We start from the raw sequence: 19,707 nt of genomic DNA, 5'->3' as shown, positions 1-19,707 counted from the left end.
AGAGTCTCGCCGGGCTATGCGTCAACCAATTGTCGGAGGCTTGCGCGGGTGATGTCGCAGTGATTGTCCTGTGCCATTGTTTTTTGTCTGGCCAGCCTTCACCATCGGCGTTTTCCAGGGACTTAGCGGGCAGTCGCCTTGCCGATACGTTGGGCTGTTCATCTGACCTTGCGCCGGGCTGGAATGGCCCTGTTGCTTGGCCTGGCGTTGCTGGGCGGGTTGCGCGCGGACTGGGATTTCTCCCAGATCAGCCGCAAGGCCCAGGCGCTTTACGGGCCGCTTGGTGCGGGGCAGCAGCGCATCGATGCCTGGCAGCAATTGCTGGCGACGCAAAAGCAGCTCAGCGAGACCGAGCGCCTGCAGGTGGTCAACCAGTTCTTCAACCGCCAGTTGCGCTACGCAGAGGACATCGACCTGTGGCACGAAGTCGATTACTGGGCGACCCCGATCCAGTCGCTGATCAAGGGCGCGGGCGATTGCGAAGACTATGCCATCGCCAAGTATTTCAGCCTGCGCCGCCTCGGCATCCCCGCGGACAAGCTGCGTATCACCTACGTCAAGGCCCTGCGCCAGAACCGCGCGCACATGGTCCTGACCTACTACTCAAGCCCTGACGCCATGCCGCTGGTACTCGACAGCCTGATCGACGCGATCAAGCCGGCCAGCCAGCGCACCGACCTGTTGCCGGTGTACGCCTTCAACGGCGAGGGTTTGTGGCTGACCGGCGCCGCCGGAAACAAGAAAGTGGGCGATACCAAGCGCCTGTCGCGCTGGCAGGATCTGTTAAAGAAGATGCAGGCAGAAGGATTTCCTGCCGAGCCGGTCTACTGAGGAGCTCAGATGTCACTGTTCAAGCAATTGTTGCTCGCTATCTGCCTGTTTCTGGTGGTCGCTTTCAGCGGCAGTTTCATGGTGAGTCTGGAAAGCTCGCGTAGCCAGTACGTCAACCAGTTGCGCTCCCATGCGCAGGACGCGGCGACCGCGCTGGCCCTGTCATTGACGCCCAACCTGGATGACCCGGCGATGGTCGAGCTGCTGGTCAGCTCGATTTTCGACAGCGGCTACTACGCCAGCATCCGTGTGGTGGACCTTGGCTCCAATGCACTGCTGGTGGAGCGCCATGCCGATCCCGATCCGGGCGGCGTGCCGCAGTGGTTCATCCAGCTGATTGGCCTGGAGGCTGCGGGTGGCGATGCCATCGTCATGCGCGGGTGGCAGCAGGCCGCGCGGGTCGAAGTGGTCAGCCACCCGATGTTCGCCCTGGCCAAGCTGTGGCAGAGCGCCCTGGGCAGCCTGGGCTGGCTGTTGCTGTGTGGTGCCCTGAGTGCGGTGGCGGGGGCCCTGTTGCTGCGCCGCCAGCTCAAACCGCTGGATTACATGGTCGAGCAGTCCCATGCCATCGCCCGCCGGGAGTTCCTCAGCCTGCCGGACCTGCCGCGCACCCCCGAACTGCGCCGGGTAGTACAGGCCATGAACCAGATGGTCGAGAAGCTCAAGGCGCTGTACAAGGAGCAGGCCGAGCGCAGCGAGAAGCTGCGGGTCGAGTCCTACCAGGACAGTCTCACGGGCCTCGCCAACCGCCGTTACTTCGAGATGCAGCTCAATGCGCGTGTCAGTAACCTCGATGAGGCGAGTGACGGCTACCTGTTGTTGCTGCGGGTCCAGGACCTGGCCGGCTTGAACCAGCGTCTGGGCGGCCAGCGCACCGACCAACTGCTCCAGGCGGTCGGTCAGCAGTTGCAGCGCACCTGCGCCCGTTATCCGGAAACCAACAACCTCATCACCCGCAGCCGCGGTGGCGAATTCGCCGTGCTGGCACCGGGGCTTACCCATGACGATGCGATCCAGTTGGCCGAAGCGCTGGAAGCCAGCCTGCGCGGTATTTCCGATGTCACCCCGTCGGCCTGTATCGGCCTGGCGCCATTCAGCCCGGGCGATGAGCCCAAGGCCTTGCTGGCGCTTGCCGACGAGGCCCTGGCCCGCGCCCAGAGCCAGCCTGAACCGTCCTGGGTGTGCCTGGAGCAAGGCTCGGCGGCACAGGCCAGCGATACCCACCGCCAGTGGCGCGAGATGCTGGACCAGGCCCTGAGCCACGATCGCTTCCAGTTGTTCTTCCAGCCCGTGGTGGACAGCAACGACCTCGACCGCGTGCTGCACCACAAGGTGCTTTCGCGGCTGCTCGACGACCAGGGCCAGACCATCGCCGCCGGCCGCTTCCTGCCAGCACTGGAGCGTTTCGGCTGGACCACCCGACTGGACCTGCTGATGCTGGAGAAGGTCCTCAAGCAGATGCACGGCCACGACAAGTCCCTGGCCCTGAACCTATCGGCGACCACGGTGAACGATGCGGCCAGTCTGCAGAAGGTCTTCGATCTGCTGGCGCAGAACAGCGCCCTTGGCGCGCGCCTGACCCTGGAGATCGCCGAGGAGCAGTTGCCCGAGCAAGCGGTCCTGGAGCAGTTGACCCGACGCCTGCGCACCCTCGGCTTCAGCCTCAGTCTGCAGCATTTCGGCGGGCGCTTCAGCATGATCGGCAACCTCGCGCATCTTGGCCTGGCTTACCTGAAGATCGACGGAAGCTACATCCGCGCCATCGATCAGGAGCAGCACAAGCGCCTGTTCATCGAAGCCGTACAACGGGCAGCGCATAGCATCGACCTGCCGCTGATTGCCGAACGGGTCGAGACGGAAGGCGAGTTGAAGGTCTTGCGGGAAATGCAGATTCAGGGCGTGCAGGGGCGCCTGGTGGGAGAACCCGCGCCCTGGGCATGAGGACGGCCCTGATCGCAGGGCCGACAAAGGTTCAGATCAAGCCGCCGTGCTCGTCTTCGTCGATCAGGTTGTTCAGCCCGCCAAGGGCGGCACGGGCGGTATTGCGGTTAAGCAGCTTGGCCTGGGCACCGGGCGGCAGGTCAGTGATGCTGATCACGCCTTTGGTGGTCAGCACATCAATGAGGTCTTCCAGCACCCGGATCATGTCCAGGTCGCTCTGCTTGAGCTGTTTGAGGCTGTTCTCGACCACATCGTCAGCAAACCATTCCTGAACTTCGGCGTGATCGGCAGGCAGTGTTTCCGTGGCTTCGGCAAAGGCGGCCGCTTCGACCCGGAGCAACTGGCCTGCCGTATCGCGTTGCACGTAGAACATGGTCATTCCTCGTGATTGGGGATCCATCATCTTTTTCTTCTTCAGCAGCGTAGGCCATGTGGGGCGCAAGAGTATGCGCCCCACATGGCCTGCAGGCAAAAACCGCTGTGGCATGCCGGCCCGCGAGGGCCGGCATGGGTGCAGCGATCAACTGTTGTTGTGGTCGATCTTGATCGTCGGGTCTGCACCGGTTACCAGCGAGTTGATCGTGGTATTGGACCAGTTCACCCCTTCGAGCTTGATCGTCACGTCCGCATTGGCAATGCCGCCAGTAGCGTTGAGTTTGCCCTCGGTGCTGACCTGCAGCGTCGACTCGCCGTTGACCGTGGTGATCTTCAGGTAGTTGTCGATGGTACTGGCCTTCTCGCCCTGCAACAGGTCGCTCAGGTCCAGACGGTCACCTTCGGCCGGCTTGAAGTCCTTGATGATGTCGTTGCCGGTATCGCCTGCCTTCCAGATGAAGGTGTCGGCACCGCCGCCGCCGGTCATGGTGTCGTTACCCTTGCCGCCGAACAGCAGGTCGTTGCCTTCGCCACCGAGCAGGGTGTCGTTGCCGCTGCCACCCAGGAGGATGTCGTTGCCGGCACCGCCGTCGAGGGTGTCGTTGCCGCCCTGGCCGAACAGGATGTCGTTGCCGTTGCCGCCGGACAGTATGTCGTTGCCGTCGCTGGTCCGCGAAATATCGAACTCGCTGATGTGCTCGGTGACGTACTGGTGCAGCACCCGGCCATCCACGGCCGACACATCCAGCCCGGTTTTCCCGGCGACATAGGCCTGCAGCGCCTCGGCACCGTTGCCCGAAATGTTGTCGAACAGGATCAGGTCGCCGAACACGATGTCGTTGCCGTCGCCGGCATTGACCGTATCGTTGCCCGGCAGCGTCGCCTCGGTGTGGCCGAGAATGGCGTTGGCGAGGTTGCTCGGGTCGATGTTGGTCTGCGGCACGCCGTCGGAGTCATACGGCTTCAGGTCGCTGGTGTTGACGCCGCTGTTCAGGCCGATGGCCTCGACCGTGGACAGTGCCTTCAGGGTCGCGAAGCTTGCCAGCGAGTTGCTGCTGGTGTCCGAGTCGGTGTAGCTGCCCTGGCCGGCCAGGCTCGACAGCTCGTAGGTACCGTCGCCCTCGGCATGCAGGGTACCGCTCAGCGACGAGTAGTAGCTGCCGTTCTTGTACAGGTTCAGGTTGCCGTTGCTGTCGATGGTCAGGCGGTTACTGCTGTCGATGTTGACATTGACCACCTGGCCGAGCTTGTAGCCGATCGACGTCAGGTAGCCGTCCATGGTGACCTCGGCCTTCGACCCGCTGCCTTTCACCAGCGTCGGGTTGGTGCGCTCGCCGCTCTGGTAGTAGGTCGGCTGGCCGTCGGTGATGAAGAACGTCTGGTTGCTGGCGCTGACGCCGGCAGTCTTGAGGGCCTGGAACCAGTTGGCGGTGGTCTTGAACGCGTCCTCGTAGTTGGTACCGCCACCGGCGGACATCGAGGTCAGGGCGTTCTTCAGGGTTTGCAGGGCACCGCTGTCGGCCAGGTTGACCGACACCGTGGTTTTCACCTGGGTGGCGAAGTCCACCAGCAGGATGTTGACCGTACCGGAGCTTGCGCCCTGGACGCTGTTGGACAGCGTGGTGAACACCGACTGCAGGGCCTTCTGCGCCGCATCCACACCATCGGACTTCATACTGCCCGAGGTGTCGACGATGAATGCCAGGTTGTAGTTCTGCCCCGGTACCACGTGCAGGCCGTTGATGTCGGCGACGATCACGTCGTTGCCGTCGGTGCCGGTCCAGGTGTCACTGTCGGCCGTGGCGTTGACCACCGCGTAGGTGTCCGCGTAGACCGTGACCTTGATCGTGCCGGTGGTGCTGGCAGCGCTGCTGTTGACGGTCTCGGTGGAGGTCGAGGTGACCGACACGTTGAAGCTGCCGGTGTAGTACGCCGGTGGCTTGATGGTCAGGGCATTGAGGTTCCAGCCGGTCACGTCCACGGCGGTGCTGCCCACGGTGACGCTGTGGCCGGCGTTGTCGGCCACCACCGAGCCGGTCGGGATACCGCCGAGCTTGAGGCTCAGGGTTTCCGAGCCGTCGGTATCGGTCAGCGCGGTGCTGATGCCCACCAGCTTGACGGTGCCGTTTTCGCCGCTTTCGTTGAGCTTGTAGGCGTCGTAGTAGCCCTTGCCGCTGGTGCCGTGGAAGTCGGTGATGGTCACCCCGGCCGCCGCCAGTGCCGCGGTGGTCGGGTACAGCGCGGTACCGGCCTGGCTCAGGTCGATCGCCGTGGCGCCGTTGATCGACACGTTGACGTCATAGCTGCCCGGGCCCGCTTGGTTGTAGTGGTAGATCTCGACGGTGTAGTAGCCGCTCTTGGTCGGGGTGAAGGTGCCATTGAGCTGGCCACCGGCGCCCCAGGTGGTACTGGCCACGTCCTTGCCGCCTACGACCACCGCCAGGCTGTCGTCGCCGACACCGGTGAACTTGTAGGTCTTGCCGGCTTCCATGTACATCAGGCCGGACGTCTTCGACGCAGTACCTGCGGCAACATCCGAGGCCGACTGCACGTTGGTGACGATGGCCGAGGAGTTCGCCTTGCCGGCGGCGGCATCGATCACCGACTTCAGGGTGGCGGCGTCGGCGCCGTTACCGCTGGTACCCAGGCCGGAGAGGCCGGTCCAGATTTCCTTGGTCAGGCCGATCGAGGCCACGGCATTGCTGCCGATGGACAGCGTCGGGGCGTCCGCGACCGGGGTGATATCGACTTTCAGCGTCGCTTCGTTGCCCAGTGCCTGGCCGTCGTACGGCTTGAACTTGATCTGCGCGTAGTCCGCCTGCTGGTTGCCCACGCCGGTGCCGCCGTTGGCGGTGACGCCCGACTGGTTGGCCAGCGGCACGAACTTCAGGTTGCCCGCATCGATGTCGGCCTTGCTGAACACCTTGCCGGCATCGGCGGCGGTCAGGGTCTTCCAGGTGGTGCCGTCCTTGTATTGCAGGGTGCCATTGGCCGGCAGCTGAGTGATGGTGATACCCAGGGCGCTCGGCAGGTTATCCAGGTCGCTGACGCCGAGGCTGCTCCAGGTCAGGGCCAGGTCGGTGTCCTCGGTTCCGGTGATCTCGCCACCGGCAGCGGTCGGCGCATCGTTCACCGGCACCACGTTGACCGTGGTGGTGGCGACGTTCGAGGTGTTGACCCCGTCGGTTACCGTCACGGTGATGATCCGCGGCGTGCTGCTCGGGTCATCGCTGGTGTTGATGAAGGTGATGTTCTTCAGGCGCTGGATGTACTCGGCGATGGTCCCGGTGCCGCTCAGGGTCAGCACGATCTTGTCGTTGGTGTTGACCGCGTTGATGGTGATGCCACCCACGCTGTTGCCCAGGTTCAGCGCGTCGCCAGCCATGCGGTTGGTCAGGGTCACGGTGGCACCGGTCATCAGGGTGCTGTCGTAGTCGGTGATGCTCAGGTCCACGTCGCCGATGGACACGCCGGAACCGGCCTGGCCCTCGGTGAAGGTGACCTGGTAATCCGCTCCGGTCTTGCCGCTGGAGTCGTTGGCGTCCAGGTCCAGCACCGGTGCCGGCTCGAAGATCGAGGTGGTGACGCTGCCCAGGGTCGGGCTGACCACCACGCTCTCGAAGTTGCCGCCGCTGGCCGAGTCGATCTTGACGGTGAACTGCTCGGTGCCCTCGGTGACCAGGTCCTTGATGGTCGGGATGGTGAAGTCGACCTTGCTCGCGCCGGCCGGGATGGTCACGGTGGTCACGCCGGTGTAGTCCGAACCATTGGTGGCGGTGCCGGAGTAGCTCAGCTTGACCGTGACCGCCGATTGCGACGGGTTGCTCAGGTTGATCGTGTAGGTACCGGTCGCACCTTCCGCCACCGCCGTGCTGCCGGTGATGCTGATGGTGGTCGGCGTGTTGGTATCGGTGATCTGGGTGACCGCCGCCGTGTTGCTGTAGGTCAGGTTCTCGAAGCCGCCGCCGGTCGCGCCGGTGATCTTGGCACTGACGTTGGTCGCGTCGATGTACGGCGTATCCGCTGGTGCGGCCACGGTGATGCTGTTGGACAGCTGGTCCTTGGCGATGACGATGGTCGAACCGTTGGACAGGGTCACCGTCACTGCCGACGCGGCCGGGTTGGTCAGCGTCGCGGTGTAGGTGATCTGTCCGCCTTCGGCTACGGAGCTGGTTGCGCTCAGGCTGACGGTGGTGGTGTCGATCGGGCCATCGGTGACCGTGGTCGAGGTGGTGCCAGACGCGTCGAGTTTTTCGAAGTTGCCGCCGGTAACGCCGGTGATGCTGTTGGTGAGCGTCGGGTTGGCGGTGTACGGGTTGTTCGGCGCGGTGTAGTTGACCGAGCCGCTGGTGGCGTTGACCGCGATGGTGATCTGCTGGCCGTTGGCCAGGCTGATCACCAGCGGTGCGACGGTAACCGGCGAACTGACGGTCGCGGTGTACACCACGGTGCCGCCCTCGACCACGCTCGGGGTCGCGGTCAGGGTCACGGTCGAGGTGTCGATCGTATCGGTCACCGAGGTCACCGCCGGAGTGGTAACGACGTTCACCCTCTCGAAATCACCGCCGGTCGTGCCGGTGATGCTGGCGCTGACGTTGGTGTTGTCGATGTACACGGTGTTGCGCGGCGCATCGACGGTCACGCTGCCTTCGGTAGCGTTCTTGGCGATGGTGATCGTGGAGCCGTTGCTCAGGCTCACGGTCATCGCGCTGCCAGCCGGGTTGGAGAGCTTGGCGGTGTAAGTGATCTGGCCGCCTTCCTGAACCGTGTTGGTGGCGGTCAGGGTGACGTTGGTGGTGTCGAGGTTGTTCGGGTTGTCGGTCACCGCGGTCGACGGCGTGCCGGTGGCGACCAGTTTCTCGAAGTTGCCGCCGGTCATGCCGGTGATGCTGTTGGTCAGCGGCGCGTTGGTGGCGTAGACGTTGTTTGGCGCGACGTAGTTGACCGAGCCGGTGGTGGCGTTGACGGCGATGGTGATCTGCTGGCCGTTGGCGAGGCTGATCACCAGCGGTGCGACGGTCACTGGCGAACTGACGGTTGCGGTGTACACCACCGTACCGCCTTCCACCACGCTCGGCGTGGCAGTCAGGGTGACAGTGCTGGTGTCGATGGTGTCGGTCACCGCCGTTACCGCCGGCGTGCTGCTGACGTTCAGCTTCTCGAAATCACCTCCGGTGGTGCCGGTGATGGTTGCGCTGACGTTGCCGCTGTCGACGTACACGGTATTGCGCGGCGCATCGACCGTCACGCTGCCTTCGGTGGCGTTCTTGGCGATGGTGATGGTCGAGCCGTTGGACAGGCTCACGGTCATCGCGCTGCCGGCCGGGTTGGTCAGCTTGGCGGTGTAGGTGATCTGGCCGCCTTCCTGGACAGAACCGGTGGCGGTGAGGCTGACGCCGGTGGTGTCCAGGTTGTTCGGGTTGTCGTTGACGGTGGTCGACGGAGTGCCCGCGGTGTCCAGCTTCTCGTAGTTGCCGCCGCTGGTGCCGGTGATGCTGTTGGTCACTGGCGCATTGGTGGCGTAGACGTTGTTCGGTGCGGTGTAGTTGACCGAACCGCTGGTGGCGTTGACGGCGATAGTGATCTGCTGGCCGTTGGCCAGGCTGACCACCAGTGGCGAGCCGGTAACCGGAGCGCTGACGGTGGCGGTGTAGGTGATGACGCCGCCTTCGACCACGCTTGGGGTTGCGGTCAGGGTCACAGTCGAGGTGTCGATGGTGTCAGTGACCGAGGTCACGGCTGCCGTTGGGCTAACACTTACCCGCTCGAAGTCACCGCCAGTAGTGCCGGTGATGGTCGCGCTGACGTTGGTGTTATCCACGTACACGGTGTTGCGTGAAGCATCGACGGTGACGCTGCCCTCGGTGGCGTTCTTGGCGATGGTGATGGTCGAGCCGTTGGACAGGCTCACGGTCATCGCGCTGCCGGCCGGGTTGGTCAGCTTGGCGGTGTAGGTGATCTGGCCGCCTTCCTGGACAGAACCGGTGGCGGTGAGGCTGACGCCGGTGGTGTCGAGGTTGTTCGGGTTATCGTTTACGGTAGTCGACGGGGTGCCCGCGGTGTCCAGCTTCTCGTAGTTGCCGCCGCTGGTGCCGGTAATGCTGTTGGTTACCGGAGCGTTGGTGGCATAGACGTTGTTCGGTGCGGTGTAGTTGACCGAACCGCTGGTGGCGTTGACGGCGATAGTGATCTGCTGGCCGTTGGCCAGGCTGACCACCAGTGGCGAGCCGGTGACCGGCGCGCTGACGGTGGCGGTGTAAGTGATGACGCCGCCTTCCACGACACTCGGTGTGGCCGTGAGGGTCACGGTGCTGGTGTCGATGGTATCGGTCACCGAAGTCACGGCTGCCGTTGGGTTGACGCTTACTCGCTCGAAGTCACCGCCGGTAGTACCGGTGATGGTCGCGCTGACGTTGGTGTTGTCCACATACACGGTGTTGCGCGGAGCATCGACGGTCACGCTGCCTTCGGTGGCGTTCTTGGCGATGGTGATGGTCGAACCGTTGCTCAGACTCACGGTCATCGCGCTGCCGGCCGGGTTGGTCAGCTTGGCGGTGTAAGTGATCTGGCCGCCTTCCTGGACAGTGCCGGTGGCGGTGAGGCTGACGCCGGTGGTGTCGAGGTTGTTCGGGTTGTCGTTGACGGTGGTCGACGGGGTGCCCGCGGTGTCCAGCTTCTCGTAGTTGCCGCCGCTGGTGCCGGTGATGCTGTTGGTCACTGGCGCATTGGTGGCGTAGACGTTGTTCGGTGCGGTGTAGTTGACCGAACCGCTGGTGGCGTTGACGGCGATAGTGATCTGCTGGCCGTTGGCCAGGCTGACGACCAGTGGCGAGCCGGTGACCGGCGCGCTGACGGTGGCGGTGTAGGTGATGACGCCGCCTTCGACCACGCTTGGAGTCGCCGTCAGGGTCACGGTGCTGGTGTCGATGGTGTCGGTAACCGAGGTCACGGCTGCCGTTGGGCTGACGCTTACCCGCTCGAAATCACCGCCGGTAGTACCGGTGATGGTCGCGCTGACGTTGGTGTTGTCGACGTACACGGTGTTGCGTGGTGCATCGACGGTGACACTGCCTTCGGTAGCGTTCTTGGCGATGGTGATGGTCGAGCCGTTGCTCAGGCTCACGGTCATCGCGCTGCCGGCAGGGTTGCTCAGCTTCGCGGTGTACGTGATCTGGCCACCCTCCTGGACCGTGTTGGTGGCGGTCAGGGTGACGTTGGTGGTGTCGAGGTTGTTCGGGTTGTCGGTCACCGTGGTGCTTGGAGTACCAGCAGTGTCCAGTTTTTCGTAATTGCCGCCGCTGGTGCCGATGATGCTGTTGGTTACCGGTGCGTTGGTGGCATAGACGTTGTTCGGCGCGGTGTAGTTAACCGAGCCGGTGGTGGCGTTGACGGCGATAGTGATCTGCTGGCCGTTGGCCAGGCTGACGACCAGTGGCGAACCGGTGACTGGTGCGCTGACGGTGGCGGTGTAGGTGATGACGCCACCTTCGACCACGCTTGGGGTAGCGGTCAGAGTGACAGTCGAGGTGTCGATCGTGTCGGTCACCGAGGTCACGGCCGCCGTCGGGCTAACACTTACCCGCTCGAAGTCACCGCCGGTAGTACCGGTGATGGTCACGCTGACGTTGGTGTTGTCCACGTACACGGTATTGCGCGGCGCATCGACGGTCACGCTGCCTTCGGTAGCGTTCTTGGCGATGGTGATGGTCGAGCCGTTGCTCAGGCTCACGGTCATCGCGCTGCCGGCCGGGTTGGTCAGCTTGGCGGTGTAGGTGATCTGGCCGCCTTCCTGGACGGTGCCGGTGGCGGTGAGGCTCACCCCGGTGGTGTCCAGGTTGTTCGGGTTGTCATTGACGGTGGTCGACGGGGTGCCCGCAGTGTCCAGTTTCTCGTAGTTGCCGCCGCTGGTGCCGGTGATGCTGTTGGTCACTGGCGCGTTGGTGGCATAGACGTTGTTCGGTGCGGTGTAGTTGACCGAGCCGGTGGTGGCGTTGACGGCGATAGTGATCTGCTGGCCGTTGGCGAGACTGACCACCAGTGGCGAACCGGTGACCGGCGCGCTGACAGTGGCGGTGTAAGTGATGACGCCGCCCTCGACCACGCTTGGGGTCGCGGTCAAGGTGACGGTCGACGTGTCGACGCTGTCAGTGACGGCAGTTACAGCTGCGGTTGGGCTAACTTCCAGGTGCTCGAAGTCGCCGCCGGTGGTGCCAGTAACGGTGACGCTAACGTTGCCACCATCCACATAAACGGTGTTCTGCGGCGCCGGAAGGGTAATCGAACCTTCGCTCAAGCCCTTACCGATGGTGATGGTCTCGCCGTTGCTCAGCGAAACCTTCATCTCGGTGCCGGTCGGGTTGGTCAGGCGAACGGTGTAGACGATTTCGCCGCCTTCCTGGACGGTGCCGGTCGCGGACAGGGTCAGGCCGGTGGTGTCCAAGCGTGCCGGATCGTCGGTCACGACGGTGGTCGGGGTGCCGGCGGTTTCCAGGTGCTCGTAGTTGCCGCCAGTCACGCCGGTGATGCTGTTGGTCAGCGGCGTGTTGGTGTTCAGGACGTTGTTCGGTGCGATGAAGTCCACCGAACCGCTGCTCGAATTCACTGGAATAGTGATCGACTGGCCGTTAGCCAGGCTGATGACCAGTGGGGTGCCAGTCACTGGCGAGGTGACCGAAGCGACGTAGGTGACTACGCCACCCTCTACGGCCGAAGCGGTGGCGGTCAGGGTGACGGTCGACGTGTCGACGCTGTCAGTGACGGCAGTCACAGCTGCGGTCGGGCTGACTTCGAGGTGTTCGAAGTCACCGCCGGTGGAGCCAGTAACGGTCACGCTGACGTTACCGCCATCGACGTACACAGTGTTCTGTGGAGCCGGAACGGTAATCGAACCTTCCGAAAGGCCCTTACCGATGGTGATGGTCTCGCCGTTGCTCAGCGAAACCTTCATTTCGGTGCCGGTTGGGTTGGTCAGGCGGACGGTGTAGACGATTTCTCCGCCTTCCTGGACGGTGCCAGTCGCGCTCAGAGTCAGGCCGGTGGTGTCCAGACGCGCTGGATCGTCGGTGACGACGGTGGTCGGAGTACCGGCGGTTTCCAGGTGTTCGTAGTTGCCACCAGTGACGCCGGTGATGCTGTTGGTCAGCGGGGTGTTGGTGTTCAGGACGTTGTTCGGGGCGATGAAGTCGACCGAACCGCTCGAAGCGTTGACCGGGATAGTGATGCTTTGGCCGTTGGCGAGGCTGATCACCAGCGGGGTACCAGTCACTGGCGAGGTAACGGAGGCGACGTAGGTGACTACGCCACCTTCCACGGCACTGGCAGTTGCCGTCAGGGTGACGGTACTGGTGTCGACCGAGTCAGTGACGGCAGTTACGGCTGCAGTTGGGCTGACTTCCAGGTGCTCGAAGTCACCGCCGGTGGAGCCAGTAACCGTCACGCTGACGTTGCCGCCATCGACGTACACGGTGTTTTGCGGCGCTGGAACGGTAATCGAACCTTCGCTCAAGCCCTTACCGATAGTGATGGTCTCGCCGTTACTCAGCGAAACCTTCATTTCGGTGCCGGTCGGGTTGGTCAGGCGGACGGTATAGACGATCTCGCCGCCTTCCTGAACGGTGCCGGTGGCCGACAAGCTCAGGCCGGTGGTGTCCAGACGCGCTGGATCGTCGGTGACGACGGTAGTCGGAGTGCCGGCGGTTTCCAGGTGCTCGTAGTTGCCGCCAGTCACGCCAGTGATGCTGTTAGTCAGCGGGGTGTTGGTATTCAGGACGTTATTGGGCGCGATGAAATCGACCGAACCGCTGCTCGAATTCACTGGAATAGTGATCGACTGGCCGTTAGCCAAGCTGATAACCAGCGGAGTACCGGTAACTGGCGAGGTGACGGAGGCGACGTAGGTGACTACGCCACCTTCCACGGCACTGGCAGTTGCCGTCAGGGTGACGGTACTGGTGTCGACCGAGTCAGTGACGGCAGTTACGGCTGCTGTCGGGCTGACTTCCAGATGTTCGAAGTCGCCACCGTTAGTGCCGGTGACAGTGACGCTGACGTTGCCGCCATCCACATACACAGTGTTTTGCGGCGCCGGAACGGTAATCGAACCTTCCGAAAGGCCCTTACCGATGGTGATGGTTTCGCCGTTGCTCAGCGAAACCTTCATTTCGGTGCCGGTCGGGTTGGTCAGGCGAACGGTATAGACGATTTCGCCGCCTTCCTGAACGGTGCCAGTCGAGCTCAGGGTCAGGCCGGTGGTGTCCAAACGTGCCGGATCGTCGGTCACGACGGTGGTCGGGGTGCCGGCGGTTTCCAAGTGTTCGTAGTTGCCGCCAGTCACGCCGGTGATGCTGTTGGTCAGCGGCGTGTTGGTGTTCAGGACGTTATTAGGCGCGATGAAGTCGACCGAACCGCTGGAAGCGTTAACCGGAATAGTGATCGACTGGCCGTTGGCCAGGCTGATGACCAGTGGAGTACCAGTTACTGGCGAGGTGACCGAAGCGACGTAAGTCACCACGCCGCCCTCTACCGCACTGGCGGTAGCGGTCAGAGTGATAGTCGACGTGTCGACGCTGTCAGTGACGGTAGTCACGGCCGCGGTCGGGCTGACTTCAAGGTGTTCGAAATCACCGCCGGTGGTGCCAGTAACGGTCACGCTGACGTTACCGCCATCGACGTACACAGTGTTCTGCGGAGCCGGAACGGTAATCGAACCTTCCGAAAGGCCCTTACCGATGGTGATGGTTTCGCCGTTGCTCAGCGAAACCTTCATTTCCGTGCCAGTTGGGTTGGTCAGGCGGACGGTGTAGACGATTTCGCCGCCTTCCTGGACGGTGCCGGTCGCGGACAGGGTCAGGCCGGTGGTGTCCAAGCGTGCCGGATCGTCGGTCACGACGGTGGTCGGGGTGCCGGCGGTTTCCAGGTGCTCGTAGTTGCCACCGGTGACGCCGGTGATGCTGTTGGTCAGCGGCGTGTTGGTGTTCAGGACGTTATTAGGCGCGATGAAGTCGACCGAACCGCTGGAGGCGTTGACCGGAATGGTGATGCTTTGACCATTCGCGAGGCTGATGACCAGCGGAGTACCAGTCACTGGCGAGGTGACCGAAGCGACATAAGTCACTACGCCGCCCTCTACCGCGCTAGCGGTGGCGGTCAGGGTGACGGTCGACGTGTCGACACTGTCAGTGACGGCAGTCACGGCCGCGGTCGGGCTGACTTCGAGGTGCTCGAAGTCGCCGCCAGTAGTGCCAGTAACGGTCACGCTAACGTTGCCGCCATCGACGTACACGGTGTTCTGCGGAGCCGGAAGGGTAATCGAACCTTCCGAAAGGCCCTTACCGATAGTGATGGTCTCGCCGTTGCTCAGCGAAACCTTCATTTCGGTGCCGGTCGGGTTGGTCAGGCGAACGGTATAGACGATCTCGCCGCCTTCCTGAACGGTGCCGGTCGCGGACAGGGTCAAGCCAGTGGTGTCGAGGCGTGCCGGATCGTCGGTGACCACAGTGGTCGGAGTACCGGCGGTTTCCAGGTGCTCATAGTTGCCGCTGGCCGGTTTGCTGACCCGCTACCAGCAGGCCAAGGTCACCATGGTCTCCACCGACCAGATGATGGAACTGCCCCAGGAGCGCAATTTCGAAGAGCGCCCGCTGAGCCGTCAGGTGCTGCAAGGCGCCATCGAATTCCGCGGTGTCGACTTCACCTACCCCAACCAGCAGAACGTGGCGCTGAAGAACATCAACCTGGCGATCCGGCCGGGCGAGAAGGTCGGCATCATCGGCCGCAGCGGCTCGGGCAAGAGTTCCCTGGCCAAACTGGTGGTCGGCCTGTACGAAGCCGATGCCGGTTCGCTGCTGGTGGACGGCGTGGACATCCGCCAGATCGACGTCAGCGAATTGCGCCACAACATCGGCTACGTGCCGCAGGACATCCAGTTGCTCGCCGGTACGCTGCGCGACAACCTGGTCAGCGGCGCCCGCTACGTCGAGGACGAAATGGTCCTGCAGGCCGCCGAACTGGCGGGCGTGCACGAATTTGCCCGGTTGCACCCGCAAGGCTATGAACTGCAAGTGGGCGAGCGCGGCCAGAACCTTTCTGGCGGTCAGCGGCAGAACGTCGCCCTGGCCCGCGCGCTGTTGCTGAACCCGCAGATTCTGCTGCTCGACGAACCCACCGCTGCCATGGACAACACCGGTGAAGAGCGCCTCAAGCAGCGCCTGCAGGCCGTAATCGAAAACAAGACCGTGGTGCTGGTGACCCACCGCGCCTCGCTGCTGACGCTGGTCGACCGGTTGATCGTGATCGACCGTGGCCAGATCGTCGCCGACGGCCCGAAAGCGGCCGTCATGGATGCGCTGAAGAAGGGGCAGATCAGTGTTGCTTAAGTCAGGAGTGGGGCGGTTCAAGGATGTCTTGCGCGGCTATTTCAAGGGCTCGCAGTCCTTTGGTGGCGAGCCGCTGCCCGAGGTCAACAAGGCCTTGGTGGAGGATGCACCGCGCATCGTGCGGCTGACCATCTGGGGCATTATCTGTTTCTTCCTGTTCATGGTGCTGTGGGCCAATTTCGCCGTGCTGGACGAAGTCACCCGGGGCGACGGCAAGGCCATTCCGTCTTCCAAGCTGCAGAAGATCCAGAACCTGGAAGGCGGTATCGTCGCCCAGATCTACGTCAACGAAGGCCAGGTGGTGGAAGCCGGCGCGCCGCTGCTGCGGCTGGATGACACCCGTTTCGTCTCCAACGTCGGCGAAACCGAGGCTGACCGTGTTGGCCTGGCGCTGCGGGTCGAGCGCTTGAGTGCCGAGGTCGAGGATCGCCCGTTGAACATCGACGGCGAGCTGCGCAAGGCCGCGCCGAGCCAGGCGGCCAGTGAAGAATCCCTGTACCAGAGCCGGCGCCAGCAATTGCAGGATGAAATCGGAGGTTTGCAGGAGCAATTGGTGCAGCGTCAGCAGGAGTTGCGCGAGTTCAGCTCCAAGCAGGCGCAGTACCGCAACAGCCTGCAGTTGCTGCGCCAGGAAATCTCCATGTCCGAGCCACTGGTGGCCCAAGGGGCGATCTCCCAGGTGGAAGTGCTGCGGCTCAAGCGTGCCGAAGTGGAAAACCGCGGCCAGCTGGATGCTACCTCGCTGGCGATTCCGCGGGCCGAGTCGGCGATCAAGGAGGTCGAGCGCAAGATCGACGAAACCCGTGGCAAATTCCGCAGTGACGCCCTGACCCAGCTCAACGAAGCGCGTACCGACCTGAACAAGGCCCAGGCCACCGGCAAGGCGCTGGAAGACCGGGTCAGCCGGACCCTGGTCACCTCGCCGGTGCGGGGGATCGTCAAGCAGGTGCTGGTCAACACCATCGGCGGCGTGATCCAGCCGGGCAGCGACCTGGTGGAGATCGTGCCGCTGGACGACACCCTGCTGGTAGAAGCGCGCATCCGGCCCCAGGACATCGCCTTCCTGCATCCGGGCCAGGAAGCCATGGTCAAGTTCACCGCCTACGACTTCACCATCTACGGTGGCCTCAAGGCCAAGCTGGAACAGATCGGCGCCGACACCATCACCGACGAAGAGGGCAACACCTTCTACCTGATCAAGCTGCGCACCGACCGCAGCCATCTGGGCTCGGATGAGAAGCCGCTGCTGATCATCCCCGGCATGGTGGCCTCGGTGGACATCATCACCGGCAAGAAGAGCGTGCTGAGCTACCTGCTCAAGCCGATCATCCGCGCCCGCGCCGAGGCCCTGCGCGAACGTTGAGGGCCCTATCACTGGCAATGCCAGCTCCCACAGGGTACGTGGGCGCCACCTGACCTCGTGGGAGCCGGCGTTGCCGGCGATGAAGCCATCACTGGCAACGGTAAGCTTCCAGCCATGAAAAAGCCCGCCGCCACATCACTGTGGCGGCGGGCTTTTTACATCCGGCGAGGGATCCGGTCAGAGGAAGGTGACCTGGCCGCCTTCCAGCGATTTGACCCGGGCCAGCGACTCGACGCGGTAGCCCTGCGCGTCCAGCTCGGCGCGGCCGCCCTGGAACGATTTCTCGATGACGATACCCAGGCCGGCAACGGTTGCGCCGGCCTGCTTGATGATCGAGATCAGCGCCTGGGACGCCTTGCCGTTGGCCAGGAAGTCGTCGATGACCAGTACGCGGTCGCTGCTGTTGAGGTGGCGCGGCGAGATGGCCACGGTGTTCTCGGTCTGCTTGGTGAAGGAATACACCGAGGCGGTCAGCAGGTTTTCCGTCAGGGTCAGTGACTGGTGCTTGCGCGCGAAGATCACCGGTACGCCCAGCTTCAGGCCGGTCATCACCGCCGGGGCGATGCCCGAGGCTTCGATGGTGACGATCTTGGTCACGCCGGAATCGGCGAACAGGCGGGCGAATTCGTCGCCGATCAGTTGCATCAGCGCAGGGTCGATCTGATGGTTGAGAAACGCATCGACTTTCAGTACCTGATCGGAAAGCACGATGCCTTCTTCGCGAATCTTCTGGTGCAGTGCTTCCACTGGTGTTTCCTCGGATGTAAGCAAAAGGCCCCGGCACAGGGCCAGGGCGATTGAAAGGGTGATTATCTACCGTTTGAGCATGGCACGGATATCGGCCAAGGCCGTATTGCCGCGCGCTGCCTTGACCTCGACGGGTGCGTCGTCCAGTCCTTCCCAGGCCAGATCGTCGTCCGGCAGCTCATCCAGGAAGCGGCTCGGCGAACAATCGATGATCTCGCCGTACTGCTTGCGCTTGGCGGCGAAGGTGAAGGCCAGGGTCTGGCGCGCCCGGGTGATGCCGACGTACGCCAGGCGGCGCTCTTCCTCGATGGTGTCGGCCTCGATGCTGGAGCGGTGCGGAAGGATCTCTTCCTCCATGCCCATGATGAACACGTAGGGGAATTCCAGGCCCTTGGACGCGTGCAGGGTCATCATCTGCACGCCTTCGGCGCCGTCTTCCTCTTCCTGCTGGCGCTCCAGCATGTCGCGCAGTACCAGCTTGCCGATGGCGTCCTCGATGGTCATGTCGCCGTCCTCGTCCTTCTCCAGCGTGCTTTTCAGCGCGTCGATCAGGAACCAGACGTTGCCCATGCGGAAGTCCGCGGCCTTGTCGCTGGAACTGTTGGTGCGAATCCAGTTTTCGTAGTCGATGTCCATCACCATGCTGCGCAGCGCGGCGATCGGATCTTCCAGCGCCACCTGCTCGCGGACCTTGTCCATCCAGGTCTTGAAGCGGTGCAGGCGGTCGGTGAAACGGGTATCGAGATGCTCGCGCAGGCCCAGCTCCTCGCTGGCGGCGTACATCGAAATCTTGCGCTCGGTGGCGTAGTTGCCGAGCTTCTCCAGGGTGGTGGAGCCGATTTCCCGGCGCGGCACGTTGATCACCCGCAGGTAGGCGTTGTCATCGTCCGGGTTCACCAGCAGGCGGAAGTAGGCCATCAGGTCCTTCACTTCCTGACGACCGAAGAAGCTGTTGCCGCCAGACAGGCGATACGGCACCTGGTGGTGCTGCAGCTTCAGCTCGATCAGCTTGGCCTGGTAGTTGCCGCGGTAGAGGATGGCGAAGTCGCTGTATGGGCGGTCGGTACGCAGGTGCAGGCTGAGGATCTCCATGGCCACGCGCTCGGCCTCGGCTTCCTCGTTCTTGCAGCGGATCACGCGGATCTCGTCGCCATGGCCCATCTCGCTCCACAACTGCTTCTCGAACGCGTGGGGGTTGTTGGAGATCAGCACGTTGGCGCAGCGCAGGATGCGGCTGGTGGAGCGGTAGTTCTGCTCCAGCATGACCACCTTGAGCGACGGGTAGTCGTCCTTGAGCAGCATCAGGTTTTCCGGCCGCGCGCCGCGCCAGGCGTAGATCGACTGGTCGTCGTCGCCTACCACGGTGAACTGGTTGCGCGTGCCGATCAGCATCTTCACCAGCAGGTACTGGCTGGCGTTGGTGTCCTGGTATTCGTCCACCAGCAGGTAGCGCACGCGGTTCTGCCACTTTTCGAGGATATCGGTGTGCTCCTCGAACAGCTTTACCGGCAGCAGGATCAGGTCGTCGAAGTCCACCGCGTTGAACGCCTTGAGCGTGCGCTGGTAATGGGCGTAGACGATCGCGGCGGTCTGCTCCTTGGGGTTGCGGGCCTTTTCCAGCGCCTCGGGCGGCAGGATCAGGTCGTTTTTCCAGGCGCCGATCATGTTCTTGATCTCGTCGACGCCGTCGTCCCCCGAGTATTCCTTCTGCATGATGTCGGTCATCAGGGCTTTCACGTCGGTTTCGTCGAAGATCGAGAAACCGGGCTTGTAGCCCAGCCGCTGGTGTTCCTTGCGGATGATGTTCAGACCCAGGTTGTGGAAGGTCGAAACCGTCAGTCCGCGGCCCTCGCCCTTGCGCAGCAGGGTGCCGACCCGTTCCTTCATCTCCCGCGCGGCCTTGTTGGTGAAGGTCATGGCCACGATGTACTGGGCGCGGATGCCGCAGTTCTGGATCAGGTGGGCGATCTTGCGGGTGATCACGCTGGTCTTGCCGGAGCCTGCGCCGGCGAGTACCAGGAGCGGGCCGCCGACGTAGTTCACGGCTTCTTGCTGCCGGGGATTGAGTCGGGACAT

Annotated in this window: 7 protein-coding genes and 1 pseudogene; 4 read left to right on the top strand and 4 right to left on the bottom strand. The window is 63.3% G+C overall.

Annotated elements, in window-relative coordinates; translation table 11 throughout:
- The first annotated feature begins 138 nt into the window (after positions 1–138).
- Both lapG and lapD read left to right on the top strand, forming a co-directional pair.
- Positions 139–831, top strand: coding sequence for a cysteine protease LapG (lapG, locus tag AC05QJ_RS00040; RefSeq protein ID WP_476745041.1), 693 nt, complete (start codon positions 139–141; stop codon positions 829–831).
- Between the two features lie 9 nt (positions 832–840).
- A complete protein-coding gene (gene lapD / locus AC05QJ_RS00035) occupies positions 841–2,772 on the top strand; it encodes a cyclic di-GMP receptor LapD (RefSeq protein ID WP_476745040.1) in 1,932 nt (643 codons plus the stop codon).
- A 31-nt stretch (positions 2,773–2,803) separates the two neighbouring features.
- Here lapD and AC05QJ_RS00030 read toward each other — a convergent pair whose 3' ends face one another.
- Together AC05QJ_RS00030 and AC05QJ_RS00025 are read right to left on the bottom strand one after the other, a co-directional pair.
- On the bottom strand, positions 2,804–3,145 hold the full coding sequence (locus tag AC05QJ_RS00030; RefSeq protein WP_476745039.1) for a tryptophan synthase subunit beta: 342 nt from the start codon (positions 3,143–3,145) through the stop codon (positions 2,804–2,806).
- 147 nt (positions 3,146–3,292) lie between these two features.
- The gene (locus AC05QJ_RS00025; protein ID WP_476745038.1) at positions 3,293–14,641 is read right to left on the bottom strand and encodes a beta strand repeat-containing protein; all 11,349 of its coding nucleotides are present in this window, start codon (positions 14,639–14,641) and stop codon (positions 3,293–3,295) included.
- A gap of 43 nt (positions 14,642–14,684) precedes the next feature.
- Here AC05QJ_RS00025 and AC05QJ_RS00020 point away from each other — a divergent pair.
- Both AC05QJ_RS00020 and AC05QJ_RS00015 read left to right on the top strand, forming a co-directional pair.
- Positions 14,685–15,521: pseudogene (locus tag AC05QJ_RS00020) on the top strand (ATP-binding cassette domain-containing protein); the annotation flags it as partial.
- Entirely contained in the window at positions 15,511–16,884 is a 1,374-nt protein-coding gene (locus AC05QJ_RS00015) for an HlyD family type I secretion periplasmic adaptor subunit (RefSeq protein WP_476745037.1), read from the top strand. The pseudogene AC05QJ_RS00020 and the gene AC05QJ_RS00015, both read left to right, overlap by 11 nt.
- A 177-nt stretch (positions 16,885–17,061) precedes the next feature.
- Here the strand turns inward: AC05QJ_RS00015 and AC05QJ_RS00010 are convergent, their stop codons facing one another.
- Positions 17,062–17,631: a xanthine phosphoribosyltransferase gene (locus tag AC05QJ_RS00010; RefSeq protein WP_042120998.1), complete on the bottom strand. Its 570-nt coding sequence runs from the start codon at positions 17,629–17,631 to the stop codon at positions 17,062–17,064.
- Positions 17,632–17,697: 66 nt separating this feature from the next.
- Positions 17,698–19,707, bottom strand: a complete 2,010-nt coding sequence (gene rep, locus AC05QJ_RS00005) for a DNA helicase Rep (RefSeq protein WP_476745036.1) — start codon at positions 19,705–19,707, stop codon at positions 17,698–17,700.

Source organism: Pseudomonas sp. TUM25319 (assembly GCF_056388475.1).
The sequence above is the reverse complement of the archived record's forward strand: the minus strand, read 5'-3'. Positions and strand labels throughout refer to the sequence as shown.

Bases quoted from the DNA above. Each gene is read 5' to 3' on its own strand.
- lapD (WP_476745040.1), top strand. From the start codon at position 841: ATGTCACTGTTCAAGCAATTGTTGCTCGCTATCTGCCTGTTTCTGGTG.
- AC05QJ_RS00030 (WP_476745039.1), bottom strand. From the start codon at position 3,145: ATGTTCTACGTGCAACGCGATACGGCAGGCCAGTTGCTCCGGGTCGAA.
- rep (WP_476745036.1), bottom strand. From the start codon at position 19,707: ATGTCCCGACTCAATCCCCGGCAGCAAGAAGCCGTGAACTACGTCGGC.